Raw genomic sequence first — 12,738 nt, forward strand, 5'->3', positions numbered from 1 at the left:
TTAACTTAACAGGGAGTATTTTGTGTGAATGTAGTTTACCTTATCGGAAATGGTTTTGATTTAAACCTGGGGCTTAAAACTAGTTATAATGATTTCTATAATTTTTATATAAATAAGAAAAGTACATCTTCAATTGTTCAGAAATTTAAAAATAGTATATCGAGTGATTTAAGCAAGTGGGCAGATCTAGAGTTAGAATTGGGAAATTACACTAAATCAATTGAAAGCCTTGATGCATTAGATGAAATTCATGCAGATATTGTTGATGAATTAGCTGATTACTTGGACGAAATTCAAAGAAATTTTTCTCTTAATGAAGTATCTGAAGTTAGTAAATCAAATTTTCTTCAAGACTTCTTTCATCCAGAGAAATTTCTTAGGAATAGAGATCAAATATCATTAAATAATTTTTTTACTAGTAAAAGTACAGATAGTAACATTTTCTCTATCATAAGTTTTAATTATACACATACAATCGAACATATTTTAGGGATCAAGGAACTTGCTAACAATTATAAAGGGCTTGATATTCAAGAAAAATATGAACGAACTTTAAATAAATTATTTTTCATCCACCATGTACATGGTTCTTTAACCTCAAATATGGTTTTGGGGGTGAATGATTCTACACAAATCGCAAATTCAAGCCTCAAAGATGATACTGATGCTAAAAATCAGCTAGTTAAGAGGGATTGTAATTTAGTTATGAAGCACGGGGTTGAAATTGATTGTACCCATAGGCTTACTCATGCAGATTTAATTTGCATTTTCGGCTCTTCAATTGGTCAAACTGATCAAATTTGGTGGGACTTGATAGAGACTCAGTTAATAAAAAGAGATTGTAGACTTATTATTTTTGACCGAGTTTTCGATATTAGCTCAAGAAGATCTCATCTTTTTAATAGAAGAGAAAGAGAAGTTTTACAAAAATTTATAAAAAGCGTGGATATTGATACAATATCCAGTAAGGTTTATTTTGCTTTTAATTCAGAAATTTTTAGATTGAGTGATAAGTTGTAACAAATCTAAAGCTATTTGCTACAACTTTTTTAAATCAGCTTTTTATCACGCTTTGCCATCAGGTAACCCATAAAAGCACCACTTATGGCACCAAATAAATGGCTCTCGAAAGAGATATGAATACGCTGCGGAAATACACCCCAAATTAAGCCGCTGTAAAGTACAACAACGGCAATGCTGATTAAAATTGCTTTGAATGAGCGGTGCATGATGCCATAGCAGATTAGATAACCCCATAAACCATAAATTACGCCACTCAAACCTACATGAATATTACTGCGGCCGAATAACCAAACGAGTAGTCCACCAAGCAGTGCAGTGCCAGTAAACACTAGCCAAAAACGTTTTACGCTGTATTGGCATACCAGCCACGCAAGAATAGCAAAAGGCACTAAATTACTGACCAAATGCGCCCAGCCGCCATGTAAAAATGGGGCAAAGAACACGCCTGACACACCAGATATTTGACGAGGTAATATGCCAAAACCGTTAAGGTTTACACCGGGGAGTGAGTTGGCAATTTGCAGCACCACACAAAGTAACATGATGCCCAAAATAGCAAACCGTTTGCTACTGATAGGGGGAAGTTTAGCAGCTGATTTTTCAGTCATGGTTGAAGGCTCTTAAATCAATTCGACCGAATCAGTATAACTTATTAATAGTGAAGGTAAACACCTTGATGCACAAGGTGTTTACTGAGTAATGAATTGTGATTTTTAACCTAATTTGGTCAGTAGTTTTTTCGCTGCAAGTTCTGAACTTGCAGGGTTTTGCCCTGTGATTAATAAACCGTCTTCAATGGCAAGTACGCCCCAGTCATCGGTTTTTTGATAGTGACCGCCTTGTTTGATTAGCTCATCTTCTACGAGCAGCGGTACCACATTGGTAAGCTGTACGGCATCTTCTTCAGAGTTACTAAAGCCAGTAACTTTTTTATCAAATACGACTGATTTACCTGCTGCATTTTTCGCATTGAGTAAGACAGCACTTGCATGACATACCGCGCCAACAGGCTTGTTTGAATTTAAAAATTGTTCAATCAAACTAATAGAATCCTGGTTATCAACTAAGTCCCATAATGGACCATGGCCGCCTGGGTAAAATACTGCGTCATATTCCTCTGCATTAATCTCGCTCAATGGTTTAGTGTTTGCCATTAAGGTTTTTGCTGCGCTGTCTTCTTCAAAGCGTTTGGTTGCATCTGTGGCAGCGTCAGGTGCCGCGCTATTTGGATCGACTGGAGGTTGGCCGCCTTTTACTGATGCAAGGGTTACATCTGCACCAGCATCAACAAAGGCGTAGTAGGGGGCTGCAAACTCTTCTACCCAAAAACCTGTTTTATGACCGGTATCACCTAATTCATCGTGTGAAGTAAGTACCATTAAAATTTTCTTAGCTGACATAGTGAAACCTTTTTTGTGTATTAAACATCGTTGATAACACTATAGGGATGAAAACTTAGTTAAACAACGCAGATAAACTTGACTTCATTGGTTTAATAATTGATACAATTATTCAGGTCATATTAGGAATCCATATGAAAGTATCGTTCGAGCAATTAAAAAGCATGGTGGTGTTTGCCCATATTGTGCAGCAAGGTAGTTTAACCAAAGCGGCTCAGCAACTAGGCTTGTCGCGAGCTGTGGTGAGTTATCACTTAAAAAAGCTAGAGCAACAATTGCAGCTCACTTTATTAAACCGTTCGACTCGCACTATGACGCTAACAGAAGCGGGTATGGCTTATTACGAACGCTGTCAGGCCATTACAGAGCAGGCTGAGGCAGCTAACCTGCATCTTGAAAGCTTAAAAAGTGAACCCGTAGGGGTAATTAAACTGAGTTGTCCGGTGAATGTAGGCTTGCAACTTGTGGTGCCTGCGTTGGCTCAGTTTAAACGTTTGTATCCTAAAATCGATATAGACTTACAACTGAGTGATGATGTGGTTGATATTATCAAAGAAGGCTATGATTTGGCTATTCGAGGGGTTGCGCTTGAGAGTTCAAACTTGCAAGCGACTAAGCTGGCAAGTATGGCTACATGTTTATGTGGTTCAGTTGATTACTTTACAAAACATCCCATACCAAAGAGCATTGCTGATTTAGCAGTGCATACTTGGGTCGTGTACCAACCAAGCAGTGCGACTGTAACACTTGAAAAAGACAAACGCCGCTTTGATATAGCTGTTAGTGGTGGCATTAGTACTAACAATGCCGCAGCACGTACAGCTTTTGTTGAAGCGGGACATGGTTTAGCTAAAATCCCGGCTTATGATGCGCTTCCTAAGATTAAGGCCGGTTTCTTGCGAACAGTATTAGAAGATTACAAAACCGCGGATATTGAGCTTTATGGTGTGTTCCCGCCAGGGGCGGCGGGAAGCAAAAAATTGCGTGTTTTACTTGATTACCTAAAGGACTATTTCGCTAATCAAGTGGCAACGCTGGCGATTTAAACAAGCGTTCGATTAAATAAAGCAACGGCTTGTTGATACATGGTGATTGCAAGGGCAGGGTCGTAACGGTCGCCTTCATCGCGCATAAAGGCGTGTTGGGCATTAACTTCTTGCCACTGGTAATTAATTCCTGTTGCCACCGCTTGTTGGTAAATTTTAAGGCGGCCTTCTTTTGGTACATGTGGGTCTTGCTTACCCCAGACAAAGTGAATCTCACCTTTGATATCAGCCATGCGCTCAAATGAGTTATTACCTGCTTGCGCCACTAAGGTATCGCTGTGTATATCTGTTGCATATAAACAAAATGCAGCTTTAATATTAGAGTTTAACGCTGCGCGATATGCAAGGTGACCACCAATACAGACACCCATCGCACCGATGTGGCCTGTGCAGTAATCTTGAGTGCGTGAAAATGCAATTAAGGCTTCAGTATCGGTATCGTGGCTCTCAAGTGGTTTTGCCCACTTGTCGGCATTGCCTTTATCCTTACCCGCATCATTGTAGGCAAGTACAGTACCGATAGGGTTTAACTCATGAAACACTTCAGGCACTAATACCACAAAACCATGACCTGCCAGTATTGCAGCAGAGCGTGCGATTGGCGCAGTTTCTTGAAAAATCTCTGAATAGAAAACAATGCAAGGGAACTTCCCTTCATCTACTGGGCGATAAACACTGGTGCGCATTGGCCCTGTTGGGGTGGCTATATCGTGGCTATGGTGTTGAATGATCATAAAATGCTCGGCTAAATAAAACCCTATGTTAACCGAGCACGATTAAATAAACGACTGTAGCCGTAAAACTTTTAAATACTGGCAGGCATGTTATTACAACTTGCGTAATAACTAACCGTTGCAGGCCAATCAGAGAAGATACCTATAACACCAACATCTTTGGCTAATACATCAAGCACGGTCATCATATCGCCATCATTATCAATAACATCGGCAACCGATTGATAATAATAGCCGCCACCATTATTTAACGGGCCTGAGCGTTCAAAGCTCCACGCTATGATTTTAAGGCCCGCAGCTTTGGCATCGACTGCGTATTGTGAAGGCACTATGTTACTGTCGTTATCGATGGTTAATAGCATCCAGATTGGTGGTGCAATAATCTTAACACCGTCACTGTAAAGTGCAGCCATACTGGGTTGCCAAGTGTCAGAATTATTAGGGTCAAAGCCTGCATCACTATCACGGCCATCCAAGTAAACACTTTGAGCTGCAAAGTCAGGATTGTTATTAATCCAATATTTTACATCATCTAAGTTAAATGACTGTGGAAAAACATGATTCGCGGGCACATCCATTTGTATGTACTCATCGAGCATTTTTTGTGCGTACTGCTCTTGGCTCATACCATCAAAAGGCATGCTAACAGCTGGCGACTTAAGTTCAGGAGTCATTTTTACGCCTAACTCTTTAAACAAGGCGATACTTTGTTTATGTGTCATTAGGGTGCCTGTATTTGCATATAAATCAGTTCGCCAACTAGGCGTTCCTTTCATATACTCAGCCACATTAGTTGCGTTGGGGTTTGCACCATCCATTTTGCCTTCAAGGGTTAAAAACTCTGCGAGGCTAAGATCGCTAGTACAACATTTAGCGGAAGCAGGCGTACCACTGTTAGGATCTGCTGGAGTAAAAGGTTCACTGCATTTTGCAGCTAATTCTGGAATAGCTAAAATATTTGTGGTGGTATGTAAGTCACACTGAGAATGGCGACATACTAATTCTTTATCGTTTGTAAACGTGACATCACACTCGACAATGCCAGCCCCCATGCGAGCCGCAGCGATATAAGACTCTTTAGTGTGCTCAGGGTATTGCATAGGCGCTCCTCGATGACCGATTGAAAAATCAGTACGGTAAAAGGGGCCTTCTTTACACGATTCTAGTTTTGTTTTTAGTGTACTGTCTGCCATGTCATCAATGAGGTAGTCTGGGCGAGTGCCAAGCTGAATATTGGTGCCTTGCGCCACTTCTACGACAATGGGGGTTGGAACTTCAACAACTTGAACATCAGTATTTGTGACAACAACTTCTTTTTCGACAACTTCTACATCATCATCACAACCAGCAAGAACGCTTATGAATAAGCAACTAGTCAGTAAGGGTATGTATTTCACTATTTTCGTATCCTTTTAAAATAAATGAGTGCATCACCTTAATCATCATTAATGACAATAAAACGACAGTAAGCTTAATTTATTTTTTCACAATAGCTTGGTTCACTATCAAAGCTAACAGTATAACGGCTGCGCCAATACTTAATCTGAGAATGTCGGCATCACGGTTCCAAATAATAATATTGACGATAATCCCCGCAGGGATTAGTAAGTTATTCATGACTGCCAGCGCACCCACGTTGACAATAGTCGCGCCTTTATTCCATGCAAAATAACCAAGTCCAGAGGCAATTGTTCCAAGGTAAATCAGGACACCCCATTGTGTGGTTGTGGTAGGGAGCTTACTGGTATCACCAAATAAACCATAGCAAACTAATGCGACGATGAGTGCACCAATGAAAAACCATGCGAAGACACGAGAATGCGCAATGTGTTCGTGTTGCATTAATCGTTTATAGGTCACTTGTCCTGTTGCAAAGCAAATATTGGCAGCCTGCACAAGTAGCATTCCAAACAGGTAGTTTTCATCAATGCCTTCGTAACGAATAGCGACTGCTCCCACGATGGCCAGCATGGCGGCAAGCAAGAATTTAGCATTGAAGCGTTTTTCAAGAATATCGTTTAATAAGGTGATGTAAAGCGGTGTCATAACCGTGAATAACAGCACTTCAGGCACACTGAGGTACAAAAACGAATGGTAATAAAAGCTGTACATTACACCCAGCTGCACCGCACCTATTGCCATCAGTTTAAGTGCTAAAGCTTTAGGGGTTTTACGCCAGTGCAGAAAAGGTAAAAATACGCAAGTTGCCAAGCCAATGCGCATTAACACACTAAACCATGCATCGACTTGTCCTGCTAAATAAACACCAATAAGACTAAACGAAAAGGCCCAAAGCAGGGTAACAGCAAATAAGTAGGTCATGTTTTATAGTCATTGATTCTAAAATTGCACTATAACAAAAAGCCCGCAATAATTGCGGGCTTTCATCATTTTGCGAATAATTTTAGATTACTCAACTAAACCACGGCGCTTTAATAGTGCGTCTGTTGTTGGTTTTTGACCACGGAATTCAATGTAGCTTTGCATTAAATCGCGGCTATTACCTTTAGATAAAACCTCTTTACGGAAATTATCACCGTTTTCACGGGTTAAGCCACCTTCTTCTGTCATGTGTGCAAACGCATCTGCTGCGAATACTTCAGTCCAAAGGTACGCATAATAACCTGCTGAGTAACCACCGGCGAATGTGTGGCTGAAGTAGCAAGACTTATAACGAGGTGGTACCGGGTAGTAGGCAATACCGTGCTTGTCTAACGCATCATGTTCAAACTTTTGCACATCTGTAATATCAGCATCAACACCAAATGAATGCCATTCCATGTCAAGCAGTGCCGCGGCTAAATACTCTGTTGTATCAAAACCTTGGTTGAACTTTTGTGATTCAAGTACTTTTGCAAGTAATGCTTTTGGAATTGGCTCACCTGTTTTGTAATGCTTGGCATAGTTTGCCAGTACAGTCGGTTCGATGTTCCAGTCCTCATTTGCTTGTGAAGGGAATTCAACAAAGTCACGAGCAGTTGCTGTACCTGCTAAGCTTGGGTATTTAACATCAGAGAATAAACCGTGCGCAGCATGACCAAATTCATGGAACATCGTTGTTACTTCAGAGAAGGTCATGAGTGTAGGTTGGCCGTCAGCTGGTTTAGGAATGTTTTGTGCATTGTAGATTACCGGCATGGTGTCTTTTAGACCGCTTTGGCTGACATAAGAGCTCATCCATGCACCGCCGCGTTTGCCTTCACGTGCGTAAGGGTCCATGTAGAATAGGCCGATAGCGCTGCCATCTTCGTTAAATACTTCAAATACCATTACGTCTTCATGATAAACAGGTAAGTCTGTACGCTCTTTAAAGGTAATGCCGTACAGTTTATTCATCGCAAAAAATAGGCCGTCGTGGATCACTGATTGCATTTCAAAGTAAGGCTTAACTAATGCAGGGTCTAAGTCGTATTTTTCCTGACGTACTTTTTCAGCATAGAATGCCCAATCCCACGGTTGCAGAGCAAAGTTTTTGCCAGACTTTTTAATTACTTGCTGGATTTGTTCTGCTTCAGCTTCTGCTTTGGCAACCGCTTTTGGTGCTAAGTCATCAAGAATGCCGTAAACGTTTTCTGTTGTTTGCGCCATACGTGTTGTCATCACATACGAAGCCCAGTCTTTGTAACCCAGTAATGCTGCTTTTTCTGCGCGTAGTTTAGTCTCTTTAATGATGATTGGGCTATTAGTTGCTTGTGCGCGAGTTGCAGAAGTGGTCCATACTTTTTCACGTAGCTTGCGGTTTTCAAGGCTTTGTAAGATAGGCTGGCGAGTCGTGTTGACAAGCGTGATCATGTAACCTTCTTTACCAGCTTTTTGTGCCGCAGCTGCAAGGCTTGCTATTTCACCTTCAGACAAACCAGCCAGCTCGCTTTTATCTTTTACTAAAATCACATCTTCTTTGAATGATTTTAAGATATTTTGTGAAAACTCTGTTGAAAGTTTGGCAAGTTCTGCGTTGATTTCACGCATTTTTGCTTTTTCAGTTTCGTTAAGCTTTGCACCCGCGTTAACAAACTTTTTATAGTAAAAATCGACAAGGCGTTGATCTTCAGCATTTAAAGATGATTTGTCGTCGTAGATACTTTGCACACGAGCGAATAAGGCTTTGTTTAGGTAAATATCATCAGTATGAGCAGACATAATAGGCGCCATTTTAGCGGCGATTCGTTGATACTCACTGTCAGAGATCAAACCTGATAAATTAAAAAATGCCGCAGAAGTGCGGCCTAGTAGCTCACCAGATAGTTCCATTGCAACAAGGGTATTTTCAAATGTTGCAGGCTCAGGGTTGTTTGCGATCTTTGCAATTTCAGCTTTTTGCTGTGCAATACCCGCTTCAAATGCTGGCTCGTAGTCTTTGGTTGAAATTTTATCAAACTCAGGAGCCATGTATTGTAAAGGGCTTGGCTTGAAAAGAACGTTGGTAACATTAGCTGTTTGTGTTTCAGCAGCAGTGTCAACTTGAGTTTGTGTGTCAGCTTGCTGTGAACTACAAGCTGAAAGTAAAAGTGCACTAGCAATCGTTGTTGCTATTAGGGTCTTATGCATGAGAACTCCAATATAAAAATGTGCTTGGTATTTTCCAAATATGAGGGATTACACCAATGATGAGAGCTTTTTTAAGTTACCAAATTTTAGACCAGAAACAATTAAATCTATCGGTTTATTAGGATGGTTGAGCGCAAAAAAGGAAGTAAACGCGGTAAAATTGCACAAAAAAGCCGTCTTACTATAAATGAGACGGCTTTAATATTTAGTAAAGTAATAATGAGATAAATTGGTGTGATTTATACATCGATGGTTATGCATGAATCAATTATAACCCAGTACAAACTTTTTCTCAGAGCCAAAATTTCCAGGCATCGTATTTCCGAATTCTTTGTTGATCAGTGCTAACGTGTTTTCTTGTTCTGCAAGTAAGTTTAAAATACGATTTCTGTAATCTAGGCTCGACTCAAATAAGTTTAAATCAACCATTGGCTGAAGTGTTGCTAGCTTCTGTGTAAGTGTCATTTGTGACATTGTGCTCTCCTCATGCTATTCATAGTTCTCACTATTTATATAGCATCTATGTTCAATAATAGTTAATAATTAGCGCTTTTCGTGCATAAAGAACTTAGTATTTACCAAGTTTTCACTTATTATGCCGTGTTAAACTTAGTCACAACTGAACCAAATTCATTTTTTTACTAGGAATGTTAATTTATGACCCTTGCTGATCTGCAATCTGTATTATCGTTTGTATTGTTTACGTATAACGATGTGCAAATTACTGTGCTAAAAATTATTCAAGTGCCTTTGGTGCTTTTTTTAATGTGGTTTGTGGTCACGTGGATTGGTCGATTAATTAAAAAAGCATTACTTGCAAAAAATCTAGGTCCTGATGCTGTTCATTTATTCACCCGTATATATCTTGTCGTTACGATAGCGGTGCTTGTGTTTACCTCACTTGAGGTACTCAATATTCCATTAACAGCGTTTGCTTTTGTCTCTGGTGCAATTGCTATCGGCGTCGGTTTTGGTGCACAAAACATTATTAATAACTTTATTAGTGGTTGGATACTCATGTGGGAGCGACCAATACGTATTGGTGACTTTCTAGAAGTAGGGACTGCGAAAGGGGTTGTTGAAACAATTAACACACGCTCTACACGCATTCGTCGTAACGATGGTGTGCATATGTTAGTGCCTAATAGCCAACTGCTTGAAAATACCGTAACTAACTGGACTCTGATTGATCGTAATGCGCGCTCATCCGTAAATGTCGGTGTTGCTTATGGTTCAGATGTAGTGTTGGTTGAAAAATTGATTAAGCAAATTTTAGATGAGCATCCGGCTATTTTAAAAACACCCGCCTCATCAGTCTTATTTGATGACTTTGCAGATAGCTCATTAACGTTTAGTGCTATCTTTTGGGTATGTGCGGAGTCAGAAGCACCTCTTCGACAGGTACGAAGTGAGTTACGTTTCAGTATATATAAAGTGTTTGCTGAGCACGATGTTACCATCGCATTCCCGCAGCGCGATATTCATATCGATGGCGAAATTGCCTTAAAACGTCGAAGTAAACAAAAATGAAAAAAGCGGCTAAGCCGCTTTTTTTACGCTTGTTCATTTAGTTTTTTAAGCTTAAATGCGAGCAGTACCATCATAGTGCCAAACACAATGGCGTAAGTTGCTACTAACCAAAGTAAGGTTAGGATACCTGCTCCAGGGTTAAACATTAAGTAAGCACCAAAAATGATGGATATGACACCACTGGCAATTAAAATCCACTCATTACTGATTTCTTTGCGAAGCTTACTGGCGATAATGATTTCAATTACCCCCATTGCGATAGCCCATGCAGCAATAAAATATAACATTAAAATAGCGGTGACATTGGGCGCAAACAAAGTGACTAATGCCGCAGCAATCGAGATAAGGCCGCCAATAAGTAGCATCCACCATAATGGATTGTCTTTTTTAGAAGCAAAAGCTAGCCATGCGCGAATTGCGCCATCTACAAAGAAATAAGCAGCAAAAATAAACATCAACACAGCAAGTGATGCCTCGGGTGCAAGCCAGCCACAAAGCCCGAAGATTATCGCAATCACGCCATGAATAAATAGTGATGACCAATGTGGAATCAACGAATTTGAAATATGCATAAAAAGTTCCTTTGCCTAGGTTAGAGGGGCTAACACGTTTTAATAGATCTAACATTTAAGCTACTTAAAGCAAAGGAATTTAATTAATATTTGTACAGTTAAAAAAGCATGCTCTAATCTAATATTATGAATTTGAGTCCATTTATTATCTTGCTACAAGGATGAGAGAGTGAAAAATTTAGCCACTACTTTTTTGTGCGTCACGTGTTACCTATTGGTTATCTGTTTGGCTGGAGTAGGGGGTAAGGCATACGCTATGAGTTCGCCAGAGGTCACTGTAAAGTCACTTATTGATAAAGATGATAAAGAAAAGGCTGATGAAAAAAAAGAAGTGGCCAGTGCAGAGGTAGGGAGCTCACTTACTAGTCTGCAAATTGATGAGACTTCATTTTTCGATGAATTTAATCGAATTACTCCGCGAAATACAATGTATGGCTTTTTAACAGCTGCACGGGCACGCGACTTTGAATTAGCTAGTCACTACCTCGATTATCGTAACTTACCGCAAGATGTTGCTGCCATTGGTCAGATGAAACTGGCTGAAAATCTATCTTTAATTTTAGATAGAACTTTATGGGTTGATATTGATAACCTGAGTAATAATCCTGACGGCAAAAAAAATGAGGCGGTACCAAGTTATCGCGATCTTGTCGGTGAAATTTCCACTTCTCAAGGAAAAGTGCAAATCTTATTACAGCGTGTTCCTAATAAAGAAGGAACGCAAACGATTTGGAAAATTTCCAATGCGACAGTGAGCAAAATACCCTTATTAATTGAAGAGTATGGGTATAACCGCATAGGAGAGTGGCTATATCAGTCTTTACCAAGTTTTGAGTTTTTAGGTGTAATGCTGTGGCAATGGGTCTACTTTGCATGTTCTTTTGTTTTCTTTGTACTTGTCGCAATTGTGTTAACACGGCTTCTTTCTTTTGTTTTAGTACATTTAAAGTTTCCCATACAGCAAGACATTGTTGGTTTTATCAATGGACCAATCTGTTTATTAATAGCAGTAATAATGTCGCGTTCTTTAAGTGATGAGTCTAATGTAACCATTGCTTTTTTGGCCGTAATTCATGGCGCCACGGTGTTGCTTTTAGCATGGACTTGGGTGTTTATACGTATTGTTGATATTGCGAAACATCGCTTGAGCCAGCGCTTTATCCGCCAAGATAAACCTCATGCTGTTTTCTTGCTAAGACCTGTGAGTAACGTCATAAAAACCAGTATCGTGATTATTATGTTATTTGTCTGGTTTGAGAATTTGGGCTTTAACGCGACGACTTTACTTGCTGGTCTGGGTATCGGTGGGCTTGCAATCGCACTTGCTGCACAAAAAACGGTTGAAAATATCATTGCAGCAATCACGCTTTATACATCAGCACCTGTACGAATTGGTAATTTGTGTAAGTTTGACAATCACCTAGGAACAATTGAAGAGATAGGTTTAAGGGCAACACGTATACGCACACTTGACCGCTCGGTAATTTATGTAGCGAATGCTAAGTTTGTGGATATGCAGCTTGAAAATATTTCTGAGCGAGAACGCATTTCATATCGACCTAAGTTAATGCTCAGCGCGAAAACAGAGCAGCAAAACTTACATGCTTTTATGGCGTCTGTTCGTGTACTACTGAAAGAGCATGAACATATTGCCGATGAGCCTTGTCGAGTGCGATTTAAAGGTTTTACGCCTTGGGCTTTACAAATCGATGTACTAAGCTATGTAGAGACAGTCGATTTTGCGTTTTATATGGAAATAATTGAAGAGTTAAATATGGCGATTTTAGGCTTGCTGAACGAACATAATTGTGAATTAGCCAAGCCAGAATTTGCTCGTGTAGTGGGGTCGTAATGAAAACTGTCGCAAATGAAAGTAGTTCTCAGT

General features: G+C 40.0%; 12 protein-coding genes. 4 read left to right on the top strand and 8 right to left on the bottom strand.

Features of this window, described 5'->3' with window-relative positions; translation table 11 throughout:
- Positions 1-24 precede the first annotated feature (24 nt).
- Complete coding sequence (locus LY624_RS05340; RefSeq protein WP_341804056.1) at positions 25-1,020, top strand: AbiH family protein; 996 nt, start codon at positions 25-27, stop codon at positions 1,018-1,020.
- A gap of 29 nt (positions 1,021-1,049) precedes the next feature.
- Here LY624_RS05340 and LY624_RS05345 read toward each other — a convergent pair whose 3' ends face one another.
- Both LY624_RS05345 and LY624_RS05350 read right to left on the bottom strand, forming a co-directional pair.
- Positions 1,050-1,631 (bottom strand): rhomboid family intramembrane serine protease, encoded by a 582-nt coding sequence (locus LY624_RS05345; protein WP_341804057.1) that lies wholly within the window; start codon positions 1,629-1,631, stop codon positions 1,050-1,052.
- A 105-nt stretch (positions 1,632-1,736) separates the two neighbouring features.
- The gene (locus LY624_RS05350; RefSeq protein WP_130151207.1) at positions 1,737-2,423 is read right to left on the bottom strand and encodes a type 1 glutamine amidotransferase domain-containing protein; all 687 of its coding nucleotides are present in this window, start codon (positions 2,421-2,423) and stop codon (positions 1,737-1,739) included.
- A gap of 134 nt (positions 2,424-2,557) precedes the next feature.
- Here LY624_RS05350 and LY624_RS05355 point away from each other — a divergent pair, with 134 nt between their 5' ends.
- Positions 2,558-3,469, top strand: a complete 912-nt coding sequence (locus LY624_RS05355) for a LysR family transcriptional regulator (RefSeq protein ID WP_341804058.1) — start codon at positions 2,558-2,560, stop codon at positions 3,467-3,469.
- On the opposite strand, the gene LY624_RS05360 is transcribed toward LY624_RS05355, so the two are convergent.
- From LY624_RS05360 to LY624_RS05380, 5 genes are all read right to left on the bottom strand, one after another.
- Positions 3,466-4,203, bottom strand: coding sequence for a dienelactone hydrolase family protein (locus LY624_RS05360; protein ID WP_341804059.1), 738 nt, complete (start codon positions 4,201-4,203; stop codon positions 3,466-3,468). The genes LY624_RS05355 and LY624_RS05360 overlap by 4 nt on opposite strands.
- 71 nt (positions 4,204-4,274) lie before the next feature.
- Complete coding sequence (locus LY624_RS05365) at positions 4,275-5,600, bottom strand: glycerophosphodiester phosphodiesterase family protein (protein WP_341804060.1); 1,326 nt, start codon at positions 5,598-5,600, stop codon at positions 4,275-4,277.
- 79 nt (positions 5,601-5,679) lie between these two features.
- Positions 5,680-6,525 (bottom strand): carboxylate/amino acid/amine transporter, encoded by an 846-nt coding sequence (locus LY624_RS05370; protein WP_341804061.1) that lies wholly within the window; start codon positions 6,523-6,525, stop codon positions 5,680-5,682.
- 87 nt (positions 6,526-6,612) lie between these two features.
- Positions 6,613-8,751, bottom strand: coding sequence for a M3 family metallopeptidase (locus LY624_RS05375; protein WP_341804062.1), 2,139 nt, complete (start codon positions 8,749-8,751; stop codon positions 6,613-6,615).
- Between the two features lie 264 nt (positions 8,752-9,015).
- Complete coding sequence (locus tag LY624_RS05380) at positions 9,016-9,225, bottom strand: hypothetical protein (protein ID WP_130151213.1); 210 nt, start codon at positions 9,223-9,225, stop codon at positions 9,016-9,018.
- A gap of 183 nt (positions 9,226-9,408) precedes the next feature.
- On the opposite strand from LY624_RS05380, the gene LY624_RS05385 reads away from it, so the two are divergent.
- Positions 9,409-10,281, top strand: a complete 873-nt coding sequence (locus LY624_RS05385) for a mechanosensitive ion channel family protein (RefSeq protein ID WP_341804063.1) — start codon at positions 9,409-9,411, stop codon at positions 10,279-10,281.
- Between the two features lie 23 nt (positions 10,282-10,304).
- On the opposite strand, the gene LY624_RS05390 is transcribed toward LY624_RS05385, so the two are convergent.
- The gene (locus LY624_RS05390; protein ID WP_130151215.1) at positions 10,305-10,853 is read right to left on the bottom strand and encodes an HdeD family acid-resistance protein; all 549 of its coding nucleotides are present in this window, start codon (positions 10,851-10,853) and stop codon (positions 10,305-10,307) included.
- A 256-nt stretch (positions 10,854-11,109) separates the two neighbouring features.
- Between LY624_RS05390 and LY624_RS05395 the strand changes: the two genes are divergently transcribed.
- Positions 11,110-12,705, top strand: a complete 1,596-nt coding sequence (locus LY624_RS05395; RefSeq protein ID WP_341804064.1) for a mechanosensitive ion channel family protein — start codon at positions 11,110-11,112, stop codon at positions 12,703-12,705.
- Positions 12,706-12,738: the final 33 nt, after the last annotated feature.

This window comes from Pseudoalteromonas sp. N1230-9 (assembly GCF_032716425.1).
Taxonomy (GTDB): Bacteria; Pseudomonadota; Gammaproteobacteria; order Enterobacterales; family Alteromonadaceae; genus Pseudoalteromonas.

Bases quoted from the DNA above. Each gene is read 5' to 3' on its own strand.
- LY624_RS05385 (WP_341804063.1), top strand. From the start codon at position 9,409: ATGACCCTTGCTGATCTGCAATCTGTATTATCGTTTGTATTGTTTACG.
- LY624_RS05345 (WP_341804057.1), bottom strand. From the start codon at position 1,631: ATGACTGAAAAATCAGCTGCTAAACTTCCCCCTATCAGTAGCAAACGG.
- LY624_RS05350 (WP_130151207.1), bottom strand. From the start codon at position 2,423: ATGTCAGCTAAGAAAATTTTAATGGTACTTACTTCACACGATGAATTA.
- LY624_RS05355 (WP_341804058.1), top strand. From the start codon at position 2,558: ATGAAAGTATCGTTCGAGCAATTAAAAAGCATGGTGGTGTTTGCCCAT.
- LY624_RS05395 (WP_341804064.1), top strand. From the start codon at position 11,110: ATGAGTTCGCCAGAGGTCACTGTAAAGTCACTTATTGATAAAGATGAT.
- LY624_RS05380 (WP_130151213.1), bottom strand. From the start codon at position 9,225: ATGTCACAAATGACACTTACACAGAAGCTAGCAACACTTCAGCCAATG.
- LY624_RS05360 (WP_341804059.1), bottom strand. From the start codon at position 4,203: ATGATCATTCAACACCATAGCCACGATATAGCCACCCCAACAGGGCCA.
- LY624_RS05370 (WP_341804061.1), bottom strand. From the start codon at position 6,525: ATGACCTACTTATTTGCTGTTACCCTGCTTTGGGCCTTTTCGTTTAGT.
- LY624_RS05390 (WP_130151215.1), bottom strand. From the start codon at position 10,853: ATGCATATTTCAAATTCGTTGATTCCACATTGGTCATCACTATTTATT.
- LY624_RS05375 (WP_341804062.1), bottom strand. From the start codon at position 8,751: ATGCATAAGACCCTAATAGCAACAACGATTGCTAGTGCACTTTTACTT.